Annotated in this window: 15 protein-coding genes; 10 read left to right on the forward strand and 5 right to left on the reverse strand. The window is 55.1% G+C overall.

All coding sequences use genetic code 11. The features are described 5' to 3' along the window. Positions 1-1,421: 1,421 nt before the first annotated feature. Positions 1,422-3,788 (forward strand): TonB-dependent receptor family protein, encoded by a 2,367-nt coding sequence (locus KK925_RS04915; protein ID WP_174583130.1) that lies wholly within the window; start codon positions 1,422-1,424, stop codon positions 3,786-3,788. On the opposite strand, the gene KK925_RS04920 is transcribed toward KK925_RS04915, so the two are convergent. Further along, the gene (locus tag KK925_RS04920) at positions 3,785-4,279 is read right to left on the reverse strand and encodes a hypothetical protein (protein ID WP_174583131.1); all 495 of its coding nucleotides are present in this window, start codon (positions 4,277-4,279) and stop codon (positions 3,785-3,787) included. The two genes, KK925_RS04915 and KK925_RS04920, sit on opposite strands and share 4 nt — an antisense overlap. Positions 4,280-4,502: 223 nt before the next feature. Between KK925_RS04920 and KK925_RS04925 the strand changes: the two genes are divergently transcribed. The 4 genes from KK925_RS04925 to floA are packed head-to-tail and all read left to right on the forward strand — an operon-like array spanning position 4,503 to position 8,069. After that, the gene (locus tag KK925_RS04925) at positions 4,503-5,063 is read left to right on the forward strand and encodes an aspartate 1-decarboxylase (protein WP_214096313.1); all 561 of its coding nucleotides are present in this window, start codon (positions 4,503-4,505) and stop codon (positions 5,061-5,063) included. Positions 5,064-5,094: 31 nt separating this feature from the next. Then, positions 5,095-6,555 (forward strand): NfeD family protein, encoded by a 1,461-nt coding sequence (locus tag KK925_RS04930; RefSeq protein WP_174583132.1) that lies wholly within the window; start codon positions 5,095-5,097, stop codon positions 6,553-6,555. A gap of 4 nt (positions 6,556-6,559) precedes the next feature. Beyond that, complete coding sequence (locus KK925_RS04935) at positions 6,560-7,042, forward strand: NfeD family protein (RefSeq protein WP_174583133.1); 483 nt, start codon at positions 6,560-6,562, stop codon at positions 7,040-7,042. 22 nt (positions 7,043-7,064) lie between these two features. Beyond that, on the forward strand, positions 7,065-8,069 hold the full coding sequence (gene floA, locus KK925_RS04940) for a flotillin-like protein FloA (RefSeq protein ID WP_174583134.1): 1,005 nt from the start codon (positions 7,065-7,067) through the stop codon (positions 8,067-8,069). Positions 8,070-8,729: 660 nt separating this feature from the next. On the opposite strand, the gene KK925_RS04945 is transcribed toward floA, so the two are convergent. The 4 genes from KK925_RS04945 to gatC form a co-directional block, all read right to left on the reverse strand. Continuing rightward, positions 8,730-9,371, reverse strand: coding sequence for a L,D-transpeptidase family protein (locus KK925_RS04945; protein WP_174583135.1), 642 nt, complete (start codon positions 9,369-9,371; stop codon positions 8,730-8,732). 79 nt (positions 9,372-9,450) lie between these two features. Continuing rightward, complete coding sequence (gene gatB / locus KK925_RS04950) at positions 9,451-10,905, reverse strand: Asp-tRNA(Asn)/Glu-tRNA(Gln) amidotransferase subunit GatB (protein ID WP_174583136.1); 1,455 nt, start codon at positions 10,903-10,905, stop codon at positions 9,451-9,453. 40 nt (positions 10,906-10,945) lie between these two features. Then, positions 10,946-12,385: an Asp-tRNA(Asn)/Glu-tRNA(Gln) amidotransferase subunit GatA gene (gatA, locus tag KK925_RS04955; RefSeq protein ID WP_174583137.1), complete on the reverse strand. Its 1,440-nt coding sequence runs from the start codon at positions 12,383-12,385 to the stop codon at positions 10,946-10,948. Beyond that, positions 12,382-12,669: an Asp-tRNA(Asn)/Glu-tRNA(Gln) amidotransferase subunit GatC gene (gene gatC / locus KK925_RS04960; protein ID WP_214096315.1), complete on the reverse strand. Its 288-nt coding sequence runs from the start codon at positions 12,667-12,669 to the stop codon at positions 12,382-12,384. The genes gatA and gatC overlap by 4 nt, the downstream gene beginning before the upstream one ends. A 151-nt stretch (positions 12,670-12,820) precedes the next feature. Between gatC and proS the strand changes: the two genes are divergently transcribed. The 5 genes from proS to KK925_RS04985 all read left to right on the forward strand — a co-directional run bounded on the left by proS (position 12,821) and on the right by KK925_RS04985 (position 21,219). Continuing rightward, on the forward strand, positions 12,821-14,341 hold the full coding sequence (gene proS / locus KK925_RS04965; protein WP_174583139.1) for a proline--tRNA ligase: 1,521 nt from the start codon (positions 12,821-12,823) through the stop codon (positions 14,339-14,341). Positions 14,342-14,462: 121 nt separating this feature from the next. Then, positions 14,463-16,007 carry a glucan biosynthesis protein gene (locus tag KK925_RS04970; protein ID WP_174583140.1) on the forward strand — a complete coding sequence of 515 codons (1,545 nt, stop codon included), beginning with the start codon at positions 14,463-14,465 and terminating at the stop codon, positions 16,005-16,007. Further along, positions 15,995-16,567, forward strand: a complete 573-nt coding sequence (locus KK925_RS04975) for a hypothetical protein (protein ID WP_174583141.1) — start codon at positions 15,995-15,997, stop codon at positions 16,565-16,567. Before KK925_RS04970 ends, KK925_RS04975 begins: the two co-directional genes overlap by 13 nt. Further along, the gene (gene mdoH / locus KK925_RS04980; RefSeq protein WP_174583142.1) at positions 16,564-18,741 is read left to right on the forward strand and encodes a glucans biosynthesis glucosyltransferase MdoH; all 2,178 of its coding nucleotides are present in this window, start codon (positions 16,564-16,566) and stop codon (positions 18,739-18,741) included. Before KK925_RS04975 ends, mdoH begins: the two co-directional genes overlap by 4 nt. A 750-nt stretch (positions 18,742-19,491) precedes the next feature. After that, positions 19,492-21,219 (forward strand): molybdopterin-dependent oxidoreductase, encoded by a 1,728-nt coding sequence (locus KK925_RS04985; RefSeq protein ID WP_174583143.1) that lies wholly within the window; start codon positions 19,492-19,494, stop codon positions 21,217-21,219. Positions 21,220-21,262 lie beyond the last annotated feature (43 nt).

Consider the following 21,262-nt stretch of genomic DNA (forward strand, 5'->3'; position numbering starts at 1 on the left):
GACCCGCAAGAGTTTGCTTGAGAACCAACTGGGGAGAACCCAAGCGAATGGTTTGTCTCAATCGGCTTTTTCACCGGCGTTTGCATACCCGCGCATAGAAAGCCACCCCGTCGGGAGGCGGCACTTCTGCACGGACGATCAGCGTCCCGGTCGGCAACGATTCTGCGGTAACTAGGCAAAGGCCCTTCCTTCCACATCCGCCCACCCGTCTTGTAACCAATACCCTGCTGCTTCGCCCATGCGCTTGAGTTTATTTGCATATTCTTACAGGAGGGGCCTTGTGTGGCCATGTATTTTTGCTTTTGGTAACCTTTCTTTTCTGTTCCGCGAGCATCGCCGACATTTTTGGCCTTAAGCACAAGAGGCTGGTAAGTCCTACCTTTAGGAGATTCACCTTGGGGAGAAATAAACCTGAGGGCAGATCTATAGGATTTTATTGGCTCCCTTCGAACCGGTCTTTTCTTTGTGGAGCAAATCTCCTTCAGCGCGGCATTTTGTCGCGGTATCTTTTTATTGAAAGAAGAGGATTCCACTGCTAATGATAACCAGCATGTATGCGCAAGCCCGGACTAGCTGGAGAGCCTTAGGTCTACTATTGGGCTTTTTGGCTTTATCGAGTGCCAACGGGCTTCACTGGGGGATTTTCCAATTGGGAGCTTGGAGCCGAATGGCTTACATGTACTCGAGCGTCCTTGGCTTGCGAAGAGGGATGATCCAGACCCTCGATGGTCACCATCCTTGTCAACTCTGCCGAAGGATTGTCCAGGCAACGGCTCGGGAGTCTATTCTCAAAAGAATATCGCTTTGGAGCGCCTGGTTACAGAAAAATTCGTTCGCATTTTTGGATGGCGAAAGCTGGTCCGGAGCACCTGCGTCTTGGGTTGGGAGATTGCGAGATGAGCCCACCAACCTAATGACGCGTAGGGATCCCCCACCTTATCCTCCTCCTAGGTTTTGGGCGTAACCGACTCGGGTTGCCCGGTCCCGTTCTAGGGAGGGCTACCTGGGCGGGTCTCTTTTCCCAAAAAGTCCCGGACGTACGTTCCTTTCCTCGGTTAGTCCTACAAGCTTTTCCTGGGGAAGAAATCCCGGCCGGTTAAGCCTTCTCTCCCTGCCTTAAAAAGCGCGGGTTCTTGTGGGCCATCCGCTACCCGAATGCGAACAGGGCTAAAGCGTCCGCGGGGAAGGGGACCGGGTAGTAACTACGAAGAATCGCAAGAATGTTGCGTTAGAAGCAGGAGGAAACAAAAATGGGAGAGATTTTAAGGTCGCCAGACGGAAAGAGGATCTCTCGGGTCGGGAGGTGGTTTGGGGAGAGATCCCGGTTTGATGAGAGGACAGGTTCCCGGGTCGAGGAAGGATCAAAGGATAGGGCAGTTCCCTTTGTGTCTATCTCTTGGGCCGAAAGCAACCCTTTTTCCTTGTTATGGAAAAGGAGAGAACTTCAAAGATGGATTGCATTAGTATGGGCTTTGGGGCTCATCCTTTTGGGCCAGGTCAATCCAGGGAGAGCAGAGGAGAGGAGTGTGGACAATAGCATCAGCTCTGGTTCTGATCGTAGAGAGGAGCCTGCTAGTTCTCCGGGGGTGCAAAAGAAAAAACAAAACTCAACCCAACGCAATGATCCTGAGCCAGTAGAACGGCTTCCCGAAGTGGTGGTTCGGGGAAAAGAAAAAGGTACCCTTACAGCCCCCAGTCCTGAAGAGGCCCAAAAAACCTTAGAGCAAATCCCGGGAGGAACCAATTACATTACTGCTGATGAGTATCGGAAGTATCGCCCTGCCAATAACTTCGATGTTCTCGCGTACCAGCCGGGGGTCTATGCGGTTCCGGAATGGGGAGTAACTGGAGCTGGCGTTTACACGATTCGAGGGCAGGGATTGGATGAGCTTGATGGCGTTACGGGACTTTTATTCATGCAGGATGGCCTACCTCTCATTGGGGCCGATAATTTCATTCATGACCCGGTGCTCAATGACTTTCTTGGAGCGCAATATATTACGGTAGAACGCGGGGCCAACGCGTTTGATTGGGGAGCTGCAACCCTGGGAGGAGCCATTAATATGGTGACCTATACCGGGATTAGTCATCCCTACACAAGCCTGTACGCTTCTACGGGAAGCTATGGCTTCTACCAGGGGCAGATCGCCACGGGGGGCGTGGAGGGGCCGTCGGACTATTTCGTCTCTCTGGATGACACAAGACAATATGGGTTTCGAAAACATGCGGAAGGGTATGATTTGCGGCTGATCTCGGATGTGGGATATCGCCCATCGGAGGATATCGAAACGCGTTTCTACTTCCTATTTGTAAGCCAGAATCAGAAGCGACCTGGTACCGTGGGATTGAATGAGGTGGAAAACGATCCCACGATCCCGGGTCCGATTGACGCGCCCTCTCCGGGTTCGGGGCCTTTTCACTCGTTTCCTAACTTTGCACAAGCAGACATTAAATCGGATATTACGTTTTATCGTTTTGCCAATAAAACGAGTTTTTTGGTGGATGATGGGCAAATCGATCTTGGTCTTTGGTGGAATAACTATGAGCTACTCCATCCAACGATTCCCCTGCTCTATTATGTTGACAACGATTACGGGCTTTTGGCTCGATATGTTAGCAACGCGATGTTATGGGGGCACTCCAATTACCTAAACGTTGGGATGATTCTCCAAGGTACCACCCAGGGAGAAACGGATTTTGGGATGGATGTAACGCAAATCAGTCCAACGGTATTTCTCGGCCCTATCTTTGGACCGCCACAGGCCAATTCCGATCGGATTGCCGGAAGCCCTACGTTTTATATTTTGGATCGCTTCTTTATCACTGACGATGACCAGTGGTCAATCGTACCGGCTTTTAATTTTAATTGGGCATACCGACGAGCGGAAGTAGGGACGTTTCCCTCGACACCACCTTTTGTGCCTAGTGTCGTTGCGCAAACATTGACCTATACGGGTTATAACCCCAAGCTAGGGTTGATTTACCAACCGCAGCCCAATATGCAATTTTTTTCGAATGTTGCGACCAGCTACCAGCCCCCGTCCTTTATGGATGAACTTTTGCCGGCTGCGGTCCTTTTACCGGCAGGGGCTGCCATGTTCCCTTTGCACGCACAGTATGCCATTACCTATGAACTAGGGACCCGAGGGAGCTACGGGCCGCTTCGTTGGGATTTTTCGTTCTACCGGGCTTGGGTAAATAACGAGCTTTTGCAGCTTTTTTCAACGAATCCCCAATTTCCTTTGGTGCCGTTTGCGCTCAATGCAACTCCCACCATTCACGAAGGGGTGGAACTCGGGATCGGGCTTGTGCTTGCCCAGGGAATTCTGGAGGACTCAAAGGAAAGGCCAAAGGATCGGCTCGTTTACCAAATGGCACTAAACTGGTCAGACTTTCATTTCGTGAACGATCCCGTGTACCATGAGAATCACCTTCCGACGGTCCCGGAAATTTATTATCAAAGTTACATTCGCTATGAGCATCCCAGCGGATTGTACACGGGCCCGACCTTTACGATCGCGGATGGCTATTGGGCGGATCTTGCGAACACGTCGCGACAGCCGGGATATGTGGTTTGGGGATGGCAGTTTGGGTATGCGCGGGAAAAAGGGCCGTCGATCTATTTGGAGCTACGGAATCTCTTAGACAAACGCTACGCCTGGGCACCGATGGCCGTTCCGGATGCTAGCGCCATTGCCACAAGTAGCGGGGTTCCGATCGGGGAAGTACCGATCTATTATCCTGCCGACGGGCGCGCCATTTACGCGGGGATCGCATGGAATTTTTAACCCTTACTTGGACACTCTTCCTTGGAGAGAAGCCCCAAGGGGAAAGCCAGCGCTAGGGCGAGCAGCGCGCCCAAGATCCACAGACAGACGGGAGCCCAGACGGTGGGTAGTGGGAGGGTCCAGTGGGAGAGCTGGGCCAAAAGGTAGAAAGACCACCCCAGTCCTACGACCGTGGGCCACACAAGGCTTCGTTTGGGAATCCTGTTCCAGGCCCGGACGACCTCCACCAGGGCCCCTAGGACAAGGAGTTTGCCCGCGATCAGAAGAACGGGGTGGAGGGAAAAAAGTTGCTGAAAGACGAAGGCAGGGTTAGTTCCCGGCCAACGCAAAAGGGAGTGGTAGAAGACCAGGAGCCAAGGGACGGCAAGCCAGAGGTAGAGGTAAGCAAAAAAAGGCCGGGCCTGCCACAAAGCAAGGAGTTTTGGGTAGGTCTCGTAGGCAAGGGTTGCTAGGATCCCTTGGGGTCGCGGTTGCCAGTTCCGTTTCGCCATGCTGTCCTCCTATGGTGTATTAGTTGTATTTATTTTTCGTGTCCAGATAAGTTAAGGCAAGCTTATTGATCCCGCAAGGGGTTTTTTTTCTTTTTTTTCGCTTTCGACTTTTCCAGCCCGATCGAGGTGGGTTCTGACCGGCCAGAGTGTCCCCGGGGGAGCCCCACGCCTTCTAGCCTTTGCAACCGCGCGCCCTGGGGAGTTACGGCTTACGGACAAAAAGATGGCTCGGGTTCAGAGCGGGCAATCCTCAGCGTCGCCTACCCTTCCTTGCCGTTTCTTTGTGGGGCCAGTGGCCAAGGACCACGGGCAGGGTACCCTTGCGCGCACCCGAGCAAAAGAAAACCGCCGAAAGCTCTGGTGGAAGTCGTTTGCCCTTGGGAAATCCCCAGTGCATAGGTATATGGCGCATATGCAGGTAGTTCTTTTACGGGCAAAACTTCACCGGGCTCGCGTCACAGAAAGCCGGCTCGATTATGAAGGGAGTATTCTCCTGCCGGAAGATTGGTGCCAGCGGGTGGGGATCCTTCCCTATGAGAAGGTGCTTGTGAGTAACGCAACCAATGCCACTCGATTTGAGACCTACGTGCTCTACGGTCCCAAGGGAAGTGGTCAAGTCATCCTCAATGGGCCAGCGGCCCGGCTGGGCCAGCCCGGGGATGAACTTACGATTATGAGTTTCGGGCTTTTTGAACCGGCAGAGGCCCTTTCCCATCAGCCACGCATTTTGGTTTTTGGAGAACAAAACGAGCTCATCAAGGCCATTGGGGAGGAAAGTCGTTGAAGTAGGGGTCCAAAGTGTTTGGCAGCGGACAGTGAAGGCGTGTTTCACCCGGGTTCTGGTGTCAGGTGCTCGCACCTGGGTGACGCATGCGATGGGTCTGGCCCTTCTTTTTTGGGCAAACGTTTCAGAGGCCGGGAGTCCGGTTTTTGTTCTCCCGATCCACGGGGAAATCGAGCCCGCGATGGTCTATTGGGTCAGGCGAGGGGTTCGGCAAGCGATCCAAGCCAAGGCAAGGGCACTGGTCCTTGATCTAGACACCCCCGGGGGGCGTGCCGATGCTATGGAAGCCATTTTGTCTGCGCTAAAAGGCTTTCCTCATCCGGACGCCACCTATTCCTTCATCCGTTCTCAGGCGCTTTCGGCCGGTGCGTTTCTCGCGGCGGCAACCCGGCACATCTACATGGCACCGGGTTCGGTTATCGGAGCCGCTACGCCTGTTCTGGTGGCACCCGGGACGTGGGCCCCGCAAGCCTTGCCGGAAAGCTACGAGAAGAAGATTACTTCGGCCTTCGAGGCACTGATTCGTGCGACCGCGGAAGCCAACGGTCATGATCCCCGGGTGTTTGCGGCGATGGTCGATCGAGAGCTTGGGCTTGTGATCGACGGGGTGGAAGTTCTCCCCAAAGGCAAGTTGCTCACCCTTACCAATAGGGAAGCGGAACGGAAGGTGGGGAACCCGCCTCGTTCGCTTCTCTCCGAAGGGACGGTAGCGACTTTGGAGGGATTGGTGGAACAGATTGCAGGCCCAGGCACTCCCGTTGTCTGGGTCCGGCCGACGGGTTTTGAGCGCCTGGCCCGTGGGATTAGCCTAGCTGGACCCCTCCTATTGACCCTGGGGCTTCTTTTAGGCTATCTGGAACTGAAACTTCCCGGAGCTTGGATCTTTGGTCTGGGAAGCCTGCTTTGTTTCCTGCTTTTCTTTTTCGGGCACTACCTGGCGGGGTTGAGCGGCTGGGAGCCGTTGGCGCTTTTCCTTTTGGGCCTTCTTTTTCTCCTTCTGGAGCTATGGATGGTTCCGGGACTGATTCTTCCCTCAGTTGTGGGAATCCTTCTGGCCGGATTTGCCCTGCTCCTCGCCGCCGCTGGGGATTGGCCTGGTCGGACCCGGTCCGAAACGATCCGCTCCTGGACCCTGGCCCTCGGGGAACTTCTGGGTTCGATTGCGGTTTCCTTGATTTTTCTGTGGGTTTTCAGTCGCTGGCTTCCCCACCGGGTTTGGAGCCAGGATCTTGACCAAGGAACGGTGTCGGGAAGCGGCTCATCCACAGACGCACACCCCACTGTGGAAGTGGGTGAGACCGGAGTGGCCTGGACGGTGCTTCGGCCGAGCGGCCAAGCACGCTTTGAAAACCGGCTGGTGGACGTGGTCACCGACGGGGTGTTTATTGCCAAAGGGACGCCCGTCCGCGTGGCACGCAGGGAAGGGAGCAAGGTGGTTGTGGAGCCGCTAGTGCCCGAAAGCGGCGGGGCCCCGGAGATGCAAGGAGAATAAATCGGTGGGAGCGTCGTGGGTCATTTGTCTTTTTCTTTCGGGGCTTTTTCTTTTGATTGCGGAGACCTTTGTTCCGGGTGTGATCCTGGGGGTATTGGGGGGTCTTTGCATAGCCGGTTCCCTTGTTTGCGGTTTCTATTTCCTGGGCCCGGGGTGGGGGATGGGAATTGCCGTGGCCGAGCTTGGGCTTTTGGTAGGGGTATTCCTTGCTTGGATCAAGTTTTTCCCTCGGACGCCTTTAGCCAAACGCATGGTCCTCTCTTCCTCCGCGCCTGCCTCTGTGGTCCCTTCTGACTGGAATCGGCTGGTAGGGCAAGTAGGACACTTAGAAAGTCCCTGCCGCCCGGTCGGGGTAGCTCGGATCGGCGGACGGCGGTACACAGTCGCAAGCGAGGAAGGGTTTTTGCCCAGAGGGACCCAGGTTCGTGTGAAACGCGTCGAAGGAACGCAGATGATTGTGGAAAGTCTTCGGGATCCTGCAGGATAGGGAGCGAAAGGGTGACTCACGTATGGGGCTTATCTTTCTTTCGCTTTTGGTTCTCGTCGCCCTGGCTGTGCTAGCCATTGTCGCTAGCTTCCTTGGCCTTTGGGTCAAATCGATCATTTCTGGGGCGCCGGTCAGCCTCTTGAATTTGGTCGCCATGCGGCTTCGAGGGATCCCGCCTTCCCTCATTGTCAACAGTCGCATCACAGCTGTGCGTTCCGGTCTTGACGTGAGCACGGCTCAGCTCGAATCCCATTACCTAGCCGGAGGAAATGTGGAACAGGTGGTTCGAGCCTTGATTGCTGCGGACAAGGCAGGCATTTCCCTTACGTTTAACCGGGCTTGCGCGATCGACCTAGCAACTCTGGGCACAGGGAAAAACGTCTTCGAGGCGGTCCGCACCAGTGTTAACCCCAAGGTGATCGATTGCCCCAATCCGGCAAGCGGGCAGCAAAGTATTACGGGGGTGGCCAAAGATGGGATTGCCGTGAAGGCACGAGCGCGGGTTACCGTACGGACCAACTTGGATCGGTTTGTCGGAGGGGCCACAGAAGAGACGATTATCGCACGGGTAGGGGAGGGAATTGTAACGACCATTGGGAGTGCTCAGAGTTACAAGGAGGTCCTGGAGTTCCCCGATCGGATTTCCAAAACCGTCCTCGACAAGGGGTTGGATTCGGGGACGGCCTTTGAAATCCTTTCCATCGACATTGCCGAAGTGGAAATTGGAGACAACGTGGGGGCGAAGCTTCAAGCAGAACAGGCGGAAGCGGATAAGCGTGTCGCGCAGGCGCGCGCAGAGGTGCGGAGGGCAGCCGCCGTTGCTTTAGAGCAGGAGATGAAGGCCAAGGTACAAGAAATGCGAGCGAAGGTTGTGGAAGCGGAAGCTTTGATTCCCCAAGCCATTGCGGAAGCTTTCCGACAGGGGCACCTGGGAGTCATGGATTACTACCGGCTTCGGAATATTCAAGCCGACACGGAAATGCGCCGGAGTCTTGCCCGGGAAGAGGGGGAGTCGGGACCGGCGTGACCATCTCCGTGAGCGAAAGACCCGATATGACTCCAGAAGATACATGGCTCGGTTTAGGGAGTTTTCTCCTTTTCGTTCTGTGGCAGACACTACGAGGCCTTAAGAGCGCCAGGCGTTCCCGGCGGTCCGGATCCTTTCCCACAAAGCGGGAAACCCAAGAAACCAAAGAATTACACCTGTTCCCCGAGCTTACAGGGGCTAGCTCTTTGGAAACCGGGCAACGCGGAGAACCTCGAGCGCCAACCGGGGTTTTGCCTTACGAATATCCTGCAACATCCTTGGAGAAGCCTTTAGAAGACACAAGGGAAGGGCCCAAGCTCGAAAGGCACCATCACCCTCAGGTTCGAAGACGACTGGCAAAGGCCCTCCTTTGGCGGGAGATTTTGGCGCCCCCGCTTGCCTTCCGGGACTTTCGGGACGGAGACCTCTGGAGGTAGCCAGTTGACCGGGCCTGGGCAAGCAGGCGCTTGGGCGTGCAGGAACGAGTTTCTTCCCAGGCCCGGCGGGAATCAAAGGGGGCAAGTATCTTGAGGTCTGGGCCTGGAGGTTATGAGCCTCGAATCAAGGGGTGTGTCCCCACGCCTTGCCCTAAGAACATCTTAGGCGAAAGATGGCCCTGGGAGCCGGTCGACACCTCCTCGATTCAAAAGAGGCCCCAATCTATTGTGAGGATTGCACCCGACGGCTTTGCCTAGCGAGCGAACCACGAGCTTCTGCCGGCGTTGAGCCGACCACAAGCACCGGGGTCCCGACCGGGGTCGCATCGAACAAACGCTGGGCAAATCCTTCCAGCAATCGGATGCACCCATGCGAGGCCGGGTAGCCCACGAGCCATCCTGCATGCATTCCCACAGCGTCATAGATCCGCATGTAGTAAAACATGTCGGCAGGCTCGTAGTGTAACCCCGGAGGGGGGTGGGATCCGGCCGGAACGCCATATTCGACCACATGACCCGCTCGATCGACGAAACATCCGTACAGGGTCGAGCGATGGTACCGATCCTTTTCTAGCACGCGGTACCGGCCCGGACGGGTTTCATATCCGGGTTTTCCTGTACATACCGGGCCTTCCCCCACAAGTCTTCCATTCTGGTAGGCGAGCACCTTTTGGTCAGAAAGACGAATGACAATAAGATTCACCGGTTGCCCTGGGTCAGCATCCCACCAATACGCGGGGGACGCTCGGGCTACAGGTTCTTGACCCATGGGGAGATGCGAGCATCCCGAAAGGAAACCCAAAATGACGCACCCACAGACGCATGCCCAGATGAGGGAACCCAAGGAAAAGAGGAAAAGTCGCATGCTCAAAGCCGATCCTTACAAAGGGCAAACCGTCCTTTTCCGTAGCGGAGCCGTGGGGATGGAAGGCTTGCTTTTCCCACTAGCGCTCTTCCCGCAGAAGCCTTTCGAGCAGTTCACCTACTAAGCGTGGATTGGCTTGACCTTGGGAGATTTTCATCACGTAACCTTTGAGGGCGTGAATGGCATTGGTTTTCCCGGCTCGGTAGTCGGCCACGCTTTTCGGATTGGCCTCCAGGGCCTGGCGACAAAGCCGTTCCAAGGTTGCTGGATCGGTAATTTGGGACACTCCTTTTTCCGATACGATGGTGGCAGGCGAACGACCCGTTTGGATCATTTCTACCAAGACTTCTTTGGCTTGCCGGCTATGGATGCGGCCTTCTTCCAAGAGGTTAGCGAGCTCGGAGAAGTAATCGGGGGGAACGGGAAAAGATTCGAACGAATCGGCTAGCGCGAAATAATCATTGATGAAAAAATTGGCCACGGTCAGCTTGTTTTTCGCCTTTTGGGCGGCCGCTTCGTAGTAGCTGGTCACGCCAGGATCTGATGCGAGGACCCAAGCATGGTATTCGGGGAGTCCATACGTTTGAACCAGCCGCTCCTTTTTCTTTTCCGGTAGCTCCGGCATCCGGCGAGAGGCCTCGGACAAAAGACCGGTGTCTGTCCGTATGACCAATAGATCAGGGTCAGGGAAGTAACGATAGTCATGGGCCTGTTCCTTGCGACGCATGGGAATAGTACGCCCCTGAGCTTCGTCCCACCGCAAGGTTCGCTGGGATAGGGTACCTCCTGATTCTAGGATGCGAATCTGTTCGGCAATTTCATAGCGAAGAGCTTTGCGCACCGCACTGGAACTATTGAGGTTTTTAATTTCGCATTTGGTTCCCAAAATTGAGCTGCCCTTGGGCCGGACGCTCACATTGACGTCGCACCGTAGCTGTCCCTTTTCCATTTCGGCATCGCTGACTCCGCCGTACCGGAGAACCTGGCGCAGAGCTGTCAGAAAGGCGAACGCCTCTTCCGGTGTGTTGAGGTCTGGCTCCGTTACGATTTCTAAAAGTGGTGTCCCGGCGCGGTTAAAGTCGATGGCGCTTTTGTCTTCCCAGTGAAAACTCTTGGCCACATCCTCCTCCAGATGAATCCGCACAAGCCGGACCCACTTTCCGGCCCGAGCCTGCGGCTCTTTTTGCACATCCTTGGGAAAAGCCAGCGGGTAGAGGCGCAATCCACCCCCCCGGCATAGGGGTTCTTGGTACTGGGAAATTTGATAGTTTTTGGGCATGTCGGGATAAAAATAGTTCTTTCGATCGAAGCGACACCGGGTTGCAATGTGGCTCCCCAGCATTTTCCCAGCAAGAATGGTCCGGATGATAGCTTCTTCGTTGGGAACAGGAAGGGCGCCGGGCAATCCAAGGCACACCGGACAAACGTTTGTATTGGGAGGAGCCCCGTATTCATTCAAGCAACCGCAAAACATTTTGGTTCGGGTGGTGAGCTGGACATGAACCTCTAGCCCGATCACTGCCTCATACTCCATGGCTTGCGACTCCTTTAGCTGGTTTTGCAGAGCTTTGGGTTCATAAGGGTGGCCGGCGCTTGTGCCAATCGGTCGCCTGCTCGTAGGCGTAGGCGGCACGCAGAAGCGTTGCCTCGTGCCATGGGCCCGCAATGAGCTGGAGCCCAATGGGCAAGCCTTCGGAATCAAACCCGCAAGGAAGGGAAATCGCGCAAACTCCGGCAAGGTTCACCGCGATGGTAAAAATATCCGCCAGGTACATCTGTAAAGGATCGTTAAGCCGTTCGCCTAGCCGGAAAGCAACCGTGGGGGAGGTAGGGGTCGCCAGAAGCTGGCACTGTTGAAAGGCCTCCAGAAAATCCGATCGGATAAGCCGGCGAACCTTTTGGGCCCTTAGGTAATAAGCATCGTAGTAACCCGAAGAAAGGACATAGGTTCCCAGAATAATCCTTCGCTTGACTTCTGCTCCAAACCCTTCGGCTCGCGTGAGGCAATAAAGGTCGTAGACGTCCGAAGCGTTTTCGGATCGATGGCCATAACGTACCCCGTCGTAGCGGGCCAGATTGGCCGAGGCCTCGGCTGTTGCAACGATATAATAGGTGGCAATGGCGTATTCGGTATGCGGCAGAGAGATTTCTTCCAATGTCGCGCCTAGGTTTTCCAAAACGCCGAGGGCTTCTCTCACCCTCTGCTCGACTTCGGGTTGCATCCCGGGAACAAAATATTCCCGGGGTACCCCGATTCGAAGTCCGGCGATACCTTGCCGAAGCGAGGCCAGGTAATCGGGCACAGGAATCGGCGCGCTTGTATTATCGCAAGGGTCTTCACCCGCAATAACTTGTAAGAGAAGTGCTGCGTCTTCCACCGTCTTAGTGATCGGACCCACTTGATCGAGACTGGAAGCAAAGGCCGTGAGCCCGTAACGTGACACTCGCCCGTAGGTGGGCTTAAGACCCACGCAACCACACATCGCTGCGGGTTGCCGGATGGACCCCCCTGTGTCCGAGCCCAGGGAAGCGAACGCTTCGTGAGCTGCCACGGCTGCCGCTGAACCACCGCTGGATCCTCCGGGAATGCGATCAGGTTTCCATGGGTTCCGTGTAACACCGAAGGCCGAGTTTTCTGTGGAGGATCCCATGGCAAACTCATCCATATTGGTACGACCGACAAGCAGAGCCCCAGCCTCTCGGAGTTTGGCAACTGCCGTGGCGTCATAGGGTGCGACATACCCCGTAAGAATCCGTGAGGCGCACCGGCAGGGTTCCCCTTTTACGTTCAGCACATCTTTGATGGCGATGGGAATTCCGCCCAGCGGCTTGGTTACGTCCGCCTTTTCGGCGTCCTGCAAGGCGCGTTCCCGATCCAAATACACGTAGGCTCCCAGCTGGGGATCTACCTCTTCGATCCGGCGTAGCAAAAGCTCGACCAGTTCCTTTGGGTGGACCTCGCCCGCGGAAAGTTTTTTTCGTAATACCGCTACCGAATCAAAGACCAGGTTCACTCGACGATCTTGGGCACAATAAAGAAGTCCTTTATTCTCTGGGGAGAATTGGCAAGAGCCACATCCTGGCCAAGTCCGGGTCGCGGGATATCGGCGCGAAGTCGGTTCTCACAACTCTCCTCTTCCCCCTCGAGGGAGACCCCAGAGACGTCTAACTCCCTGAGTTTCGCCACGTACGCCAATACGTCGCCAAGCTGCCGTTGAAACGCCTGGGTCTCTTCGGGGGTCAAGCGAAGGCGAGCCAGCTCCGCGACATAAGCCACATCAATTTCCACCGCAGCCATACCTAAGCCATTCCTTTCCATGGTTAAGCCGGGTACGAACCAAATGCAAGGGGGAAACTCCTTGGCAAGAGCCGTGTTCCGAGACCGCCTCCCTTCTTGAGGATCAATTTGCCTTGCTACTGACTTTCATCACCCTTTTGAATGGGACACTATGCGTCAAAGCGCAACAGCCATTTCGCCCACCCGGGAAGAGAATTTTGCCGAATGGTACCAGCAAGTGATCGCGGGTGCGGAGCTAGCCGAAAACGCGGAGGTTCGTGGTTGCATCATTTTTAAACCGTGGGGCTATGCCATCTGGGAAAACATCCAGGGGTTGCTCGATCGGAGGATTAAGGAAACCGGGCACAAAAACGTCTACTTTCCGCTTCTGATTCCTTTGAGTTTTCTCCAGAAGGAAGCCGAACATGTGGAAGGATTTGCCAAGGAATGTGCGATTGTAACCCATCACCGCCTGGAACAGGATGCTACGGGGCGGCTTGTGCCCAGTTCTCCCTTGCCTGAACCGCTTGTCATTCGTCCTACTTCCGAAACGATTATCGGAGCGGCTTTTTCTCGGTGGGTTCAGTCGTACCGAGATCTTCCCCTTCGGGTTAACCAATGGGCCAACGTGGTCAGGTGGGAATTGCGGCCTCGACCCTTTCTCCGCACGACAGAATTCCTTTGGCAAGAGGGCCACACGGCTCACGAGACCCAGGAGGAGGCGCTCGAGGAAGCTCTCCACATGCTGGATCTTTATGAAGAATTTTTGCGGACGGAATTGGCTCTTCCGGCGATTAAAGGCGAAAAAACGGAAAGCGAGCGATTTCCAGGAGCGGTTCGAACCTTCACCGTCGAGGTCATGGTGGGAGATCGGAAGGCGGTACAGGCGGGTACCTCCCATTTTCTCGGTCAAAATTTCGCCCGGGCTAATGACATCCGTTTTTTGTCGCGGGAAGGGAAACTTCAATATGCCTGGACAACGAGCTGGGGTGTTAGCACGCGCCTTATCGGGACTCTCATTATGACCCATGGGGACGATAACGGCCTTGTGCTTCCTCCTCCGATTGCTCCCCTTCATGTGGTGGTTATCCCTGTCTACCATAAGGAGGCGGATCGGGTCGGGGTTTGGGAACGTGCCGATCGACTGGCGGCCAAACTCCGGAGCTGTTTCTATCGTGGTAGCCAGTTGCGTATAGAGGTTGACCGCAGGGAGCTAGGGGGAGGGGCGAAGAACTGGTACTGGATTAAAAAAGGTGTTCCCCTTCGCGTCGAGCTTGGTCCTCGAGAGCTAGCCACCCAATCGGTCAGCGTGAGCAAGCGAGACGATCCCCCGAAAGAAAAACAGCTCCTGCGCGAAGAAGAACTGGTTGAAAGAATCCCAGAACTATTGGAGTCCATTCACGGGAACCTCTACCAGCGGGCGCTGGCCTTTCGGCAGGCCCACACGCGCAAGATTGATTCGAAAGAGGAATTTTTTGCCTTTTTCACCCCCCAAGATTCGGACAGGCCCGAGATTCATGGCGGGTTTGCCCTCACGCACTTTTGCGGTCTGCGGGAAGTCGAACAGGAACTCAAAGAGGCCCTTAAAATTTCGATCCGATGCATTCCCCTGGGAGAGGAGCCAGAGCAAGGGATCTGTCCCTTCACGGGTAAACCGAGTTCGGGCCGGGTCCTTTTTGCCAAAGGGTACTAGAAGGCGTAAATAGAAAACGTGGGGATCGCAATGAGAGTTCTTTTCGTCTCCTCGACTAGCTCCGGCAACGGGGTCTACCGCAGGGCTTCCCGCACTTAAGGGAAAAGAGTCAAGCCAAGGTTTGCAGCCTTCCATGCCGCTTCTTTCGAAAAAAACACTCAAAATTCACCTGGTGTTTGGAACGATTACCGCCGTCCTTCTTTTCATTCTCAGTACCCAGCCTCCTCGACGACCCGCTTTTTCCTTCCAGGATGTTGTGGAAATGGCTCGTAAAAAAATTCGCGAGCCCAGGGTCTTACTTACGGTACCTAGCTTTTTATCCAATCTTAGCTATGACCAGTATCGCCAGATTCGCTGGCGGGAAGAGCACACCCTCTGGCGCGCCGAAGGACTCCCCTTTCAAATTACGTTCTTCCATCTGGGATATCTTTTTACCCAACCTGTTCTCTTCAACCAGGTCGACGACGAGGGAGTCAAACCCATCCCTTATCTTCCCCGGTTCTTCGATTTTGGTTCCCTTCGCTTCCCCGGCCCGCTTCCAACCCGTTACGGCTATGCGGGTTTTCGGATCTTCTTTCCCCTGGACCGCAGGGATAGCTTAAACGAGGTGGCTTCCTTTTTGGGAGCAAGTTACTTTCGCATGGTAGGGAAAAACCAAGTGTTTGGTCTTTCGGCACGCGGAATTGCCGTCAATACCGTTGCGCAAAAAAAGGAAGAATTTCCTGCTTTTACCGAATTCTGGCTCCGGAAACCTTCTCCCAATGCACGGGAATTGGAGTTCTATGGGCTCTTGGAAGGGGAATCGGTTACGGGAGCCTATCGATTTCGCCTGACTCCTGGCGAAGAGACTCGCCTGACGGTCCGAGCCGTTCTTTTCCTGCGGCGGGAGGTGGAAGAGATGGGCATTGCTCCTCTTACGAGCATGTTCTGGTACGGAGAAAATACCGGGACCACTTTCGGCAATCCCCACCCGGAGGTTCATGATTCCGATGGCCTTCTGGTAGAAAGCTCTTCGGGGGAGTGGGTTTGGAGACCTTTGGATTATGGGAAAACTCGTAGGGTCGAGGACTTTATCCTCATGGATCCCAAAGGATTTGGGCTTCTCCAGCGAGATCGGGAATTTTCCCATTACGACGATCTGGCCATGTTGTACAACAAGCGGCCCAGTGCCTGGGTAGAACCAAGCACCCGCTGGGGGCGGGGGAGGGTGCGGCTGGTCCAGCTACCGACGACGGATGCCAACGTGGATAACGTGGTCGCGTATTGGATCCCCGAAAGTTTCCCGCAGCCAGGAGGGCGTCCTTTGGAGGTGGAATACACAATCGATTGGTTTTCCGATCATCCGCAGCGCCCGCCGCTGGGACGTTGTATCTTGATGCGGGTGGATCATCAGGACGCGCCTAACTTGCGAACCTACATCCTAGACTTTGCAGGAGATCGTCTCAAAAATCTCCCTCCCGATACCCCTTTGGAAGTAAAAGTCACGGCCAGCGAGGGAGGATCCGTCAGTGATGTTCGAGCCGTCAAAAACCCTTTTGATCAATCGTGGCGTGTTACCTTTACTGTATGGTCACAACCCAAAGGGCCGCCCGTTCACTTGAGGTGTTGGCTCGTGCTTAAGGGGGAACCCCTTTCAGAGACCTGGGATTACATATGGACGCCGTAAGACAGGTGCTCGTCCGGTTGGAACCCCAAACCGGGCGGGAGGAGGAGTGGAGCCAAGCGTGCGACCGCTTGGAGGCATATCTTTTGGTTTTGGGGGTTCAGTCAAGCCTTCGAAGGCACCAGCTTGTGTTAGCGCTTTTGGCAGAAGCCATGGCTCGTCACCGGGAAAACCCGGCTCGTTCCCCTACCGAGCTTCTTCTCTCATTTACTTTGGAACGCGTGCAAAAGTGGTTGGCGGACGAGGAAGGATTGGCTGTCGATCGGTGGGAACAAGCACGGCGTCTTTTAATCCTCTATTTGACGGGCGGACCCCAGATATGGCCGAAGGCTGCAGTGGGGGAAAAGACGCTTTTGGTCCCACGGAAGCTGGCTTCTTCCCTCCTTCCCGGACCGGAAGTCGTTCTTTCACATATGGCTTCTCAGCCTCTGGATTACGGACCGTTGGCAACGATTGCCAAGGAGGCCTGGGAGGATGTTTCCTGGAAAGATGTGCTGGTCGCCTTGCTATTCTGGGCGGCGGTCTTTCTCTGCGGCTACTTTTTTTGGCTCCGCCACGCATGAAGAATCCTCCTCGCTTGGGTGAAATCGCGCCGGACGTTCTTCCTTTTCGACGAGTAAGTTTCTTTGGAACGGTCGCCGGGTTCACGTTTCTTGGGACGTGGTTGTTTTATCGACTGTTAAAGCCCGGCGGGATCCATGCTCGAGAGGAAATTCTCCTTTTTCTCTTTGTTCTTTTGTTTTCTCAAATTGCCTATGGATCCGCCTTGGCTCTATTTGGTTTTTTCCAGTGGTTGCGCGGGGGGGATCCATTGGATCTTGGGTCGCTTGTGCGCCTAGACAAGAGTCCCCGTTTGGAAGGGGTCGCCACCGCGGTGGTGATGCCCATCTTTAATGAGCCGGTCGGGCGCGTCTTTGCTGCGATCGAGAAAATGTTTGTATCCCTTCGCGAGGAGGGCTATGAGCAATCCTTCGATTTTTTTATTCTCAGTGATTCCAATGATCCAGCTGTTTGGATCGAAGAGGAAAAGGCCTGGTTCCATCTATGCCAGAAGCTAGGCGCATTTGGGAAAATCTTTTATCGCAAGCGGCGACTGATGACCCATGGCAAAAGCGGAAATATTGCAGACTTCTGTCGCCGGTGGGGTCGTCGCTACCGCTACATGATCGTCTTGGACGCGGATAGCATTATGACGGGGAAATTATTGGTCCGCTTGGTAGCTGCGATGGAAGCGAATCCCCGAGCTGGGATCATCCAAACGGCTCCGAAACTCGTGCGAGGCCGTTCGCTTTTTCGACGCATTCAGCAGTTCTCGTTCCATCTGTGTGCCCCACTTTTTTTTGCCGGAAGCCACTTTTGGCAGCTGCCCGGAGGCACGTACTGGGGGCACAACGCAATCATTCGGCTGGAGCCTTTCATGCGGCACTGCGATTTGCCTGATCTCCCAGGACCAGGGAAGTTGCGTCTGCACATTATGAGCCACGATACGGTCGAGGCTGCTCTTATGAGGAAGGCGGGTTACCAAATTTGGTTTGCGTACGCCGAGGATGGATCCTACGAGGAGGGGCCTACCCATTGGATAGAAAGCCTGGGCAGGGATCGGAGGTGGTGCCAGGGAAATCTCCAACATTTTTGGTTCCTTTTTGCTCCTTCGATTCCCTTCTCGAGTCGTGTGCACATCTATTTGGGGCTTATGTCCTATTTGAGCTCCCCTCTATGGCTTGTCTTTATTCTTTTAAGCACATGGGAAGCGTACCGTAACCAGCGATTCGCTGTCTTAAGCTCGCTGATTGATAGCTACGCGACTCTGCAACTGGGCCACACGGGTGAAAAACTTCTTGCTCTTACGGTAACCTTGCTTTTTCTACCGAAGTTTCTTGGAATGATTCGATTATTTTCTTTGTCTTCTCTGTACGGGGGGCCCCTGTCCATTGTTGTAAGTAGCCTTTTGGAGTCTCTGTTTTGGGCGATTGTAGCCCCGGTGCAGATGCTGTTCTATACGGGATTTGTGGGGCTTGCCTTGCTGGGGCAGAAAATTCCATGGCGCAGTCCCGGCCGATCCGAATCTGGGGGGATTTCCTGGCGAGATGCTTGGGCAACGTTTGGGCCTGTGAGCCTTGTGGGGGCATGCGCCACGATAGCTGTATGGCATTGGATCCCTTTTTTCTTTTGGGTGCTTTCCCCCATTGTCTTTGCTTGGACATTGGCCGTGCCGGTTGCCTGGGTCACGGGGTCGGTTCGACTCGGTGAGGTCACCCGGCGTCTGGGGCTTTTTCTTATTCCGGAGGAGCTTTCTCCTCCGAAGGAGCTTTTGGGTCTGGACGTGGGCCTCCCGGTGGAAGGCCAATCAGATGGAGTCGTCCCCTACAGGTGGCTTGCTCAGGTCATTTTGGATCCTTACTGCCATGCTCTCCACTTGCTTCTTTTACGAAGACCCAAGAGCGGCAAGGAAAAGCTCCGAGCTCGGTATGGAGAACTTGCTCGCGTGCTCGTCCAGGAAGGTCCTGAAAAGCTAAGCGCTCGAGAGCGCTGGGCTCTTCTCTGGGACGCGGAAACCGTAGCCCGGCTGCACGAGACCATTTGGACCTTACCTTCAGACCGTTTGGCTCCTTACTGGAGGATGGCGATCGAGGCCTTTCAGAGAAAAATCCTCCAAGGCCTGGCTGCGAGTCTAAGTACCTCAGGGAAGGGAATTGTGGCCAGAGAACAGTTGAAACAGCGCTCCTCCGAAGAGTAGGCCTAACGCAGGGGATCGACAGCTCAAAAAAGCGCCTTCCTTTTGTGCCGGGTGAAGCTTGGGGACGGAGGAGAGCTAGTTTCGGTTTGCCATAGGGCTTGTTTTTGTGCGCGATGTCGCTCTGGGATTGCCCGGTTCGTGCCGTAATTCAGCCTGGCAAAGCGCGACTGGACAAGGATCGGCAAGGAGTGAGGTGGAAAAAACGGTTGAGAACGCGTCCATAAGAAGGGGATAGAAATGGCGAAATCACATACCCTGTCCCGATGACGATGAGCAAATGGACTAGGAGGCAAGCCATTCTCTCGAAGGTGCCTTCCCGCTGGATGCGGCAAGGGAGGATCCCGGTTCTCTTCGAAACAAGTGCCACCCCTAGCGATTCGGGTCGAAAAGCCGGAGGGCGCTTCTGGAGCCCGTGGCCCTGTGCGGCGGCCAGTGGGTCGGTCGCGAGAATCGGGAAAAAGATCGGGCAATTGTCCGGCTTGCGGCCTCGTGGAAAGGAACCCGGGTGGAGTTGTCAACTGGGGGGTCTCTGAGATCGAGTCGGGCCTCAACGGCGGCCGGTCCAAAGTCCTTCGCCTGCTTGGCCCCGAGCCGGAGGAGAATTGCCATCGTCGTCGAACCCCAGGAGGCTGACTCGCGGGAATCCAGACCAAGGGAGTGAGTTTGACCCCTTTTGAATACTGGTGAGATCCAGCTTGCTGAAGGAAGGAGGGAGCGCTTAGTTGTAGTTTCAGAGCGGAAAAGGAACCTATGGCAGCACCTGACGATGCAGAGCCGCTACGAGCCAGCGTCACCCCTGCGGACGATCGGATCCGTCTCAGTCATTGGTTGCCACCCCGGGCAGGTACCGTGCCACAAATTCGGATGGGAAGCCGTTGGGTGAGTCTCGTTTGGCTTTTGGCTGGCGGCGTCCTCCTGCTCCTTGCGGCAATCGTGCTCGCTAGAGTGCTCTACCAGGTTCCCGCCGTGCAGGAGTTCCTCGCGCGCTATCCCGGCAGTTCGTCCAGTGGCGTCCTGCCTCCAAGCGCTGGATTTCCTTGGTGGCTCCGTTGGCAGCATTTTCTCAACCTCTTCTTCATGATGTTCATCATGCGATCTGGACTCCAAATCCTTGCCGACCATCCCCGCCTCTATTGGAACGTTCACTGTACGCCGGGGACAGAATGGTTTCGCTTTCAGCGGGAGGTTCCCAAGGATCGTTTATGGACCGCGAAGGACGACTCCGTTACGCTGCCCAGCTGGCTCGGCCTCCCAGGCATTCGTCATTCGATCGGGTTGGCACGCTGGTGGCATTTTGCCTTTGATCTGCTCTGGTTGGCTAACGGAGTGATTTTTTACGTTTTACTCTTTCTGACTCCTCAATGGAGACGGATCGTCCCTCTCTCCTGGGACGTTTTCCCGAACGCCATTTCCGTCCTCTTGCAATATCTTTCGCTCCACTTTCCGTCCAATCAGAGTTGGACTCGCTACAATAGCGCCCAACAGCTTACGTATTTTCTGACCGTTTTTGTGGCTGCGCCACTTGCCCTAGTCACAGGGCTTCTTCAGGCACCGGCCATTGCCAATCGGCTGGCTTGGCTCGGTCCACTAGGAAATCGCCAGATTGCCCGCTCAATTCACTTCCTGGTGCTCTGCTGGTTCATCCTCTTTGTGGTGGTACACGTGACACTCGTCTTTCTTACCGGAGCGACGGAGAATCTGAATCACATGTTTGCGGGAATTCGCGGCGATTCTCCGCAAGGATGGATCCTCTTTGGTGCAGGGATGATCCTTGTCATTATCGCGTGGTGCTGGGTTTCGCCTTTGACTATTCGGCATGCCCGCGTTGTGCAAAAAGCAGGGGCCACGCTTTTGGGGCCCTTCTTGTTTCTGGGAGAATCCATTCCCCCGCGTGTTCAATATAGCGAAAAAGACATCTCGCCATTCCTCTGGCCCAACGGGAAGCTTCCCTGCAGCGACCAATACGAGAAGCTGGTCCGGGAAAGATTCGCCTCGTATCGCCTCCGGATCAGTGGGCTGGTAGAAACCCCGGCCGAATTCTCCCTGGCCGAGCTGCGAGCCATGCCGAAGCAGGAGCAGATCACGAATCACTTCTGTATCCAGGGCTGGAGCGGAATCGCCAAGTGGGGAGGAGTACCTATGCGGCATCTCCTTGAAGTAGTGAAGCCCAAGCCTGAGGCACGTTATGCAGTTTTTTACTCCTTCGGCGAAGGGGGGGAAGGTGGGGTCTATTATGATGTCCACAGGATAGAGAACTTGCGGCATGAACTCACGATTCTGGCTTACGAGATGAACGGGTCTGCACTGAGCGTGCTGCACGGTGCGCCCTTACGATTACGCTGCGAAAATGAGCTTGGCTACAAGCAGGTGAAATGGATTGCGGCCATCGAGTTTGTTTCCGACTTCACCCATCTCGGAGCCGGCGAAGGAGGATACCAAGAAGACCATGAATTCTTCGGATATCGCGCGCCAATCTAACGAAGCCACCGTGGGCTAAAGCGAACAAGAGCCGCGAACGGGT

It is taken from the genome of Candidatus Methylacidithermus pantelleriae, assembly GCF_905250085.1.
Lineage (GTDB): Bacteria > Verrucomicrobiota > Verrucomicrobiia > Methylacidiphilales > Methylacidiphilaceae > Methylacidithermus > Methylacidithermus pantelleriae.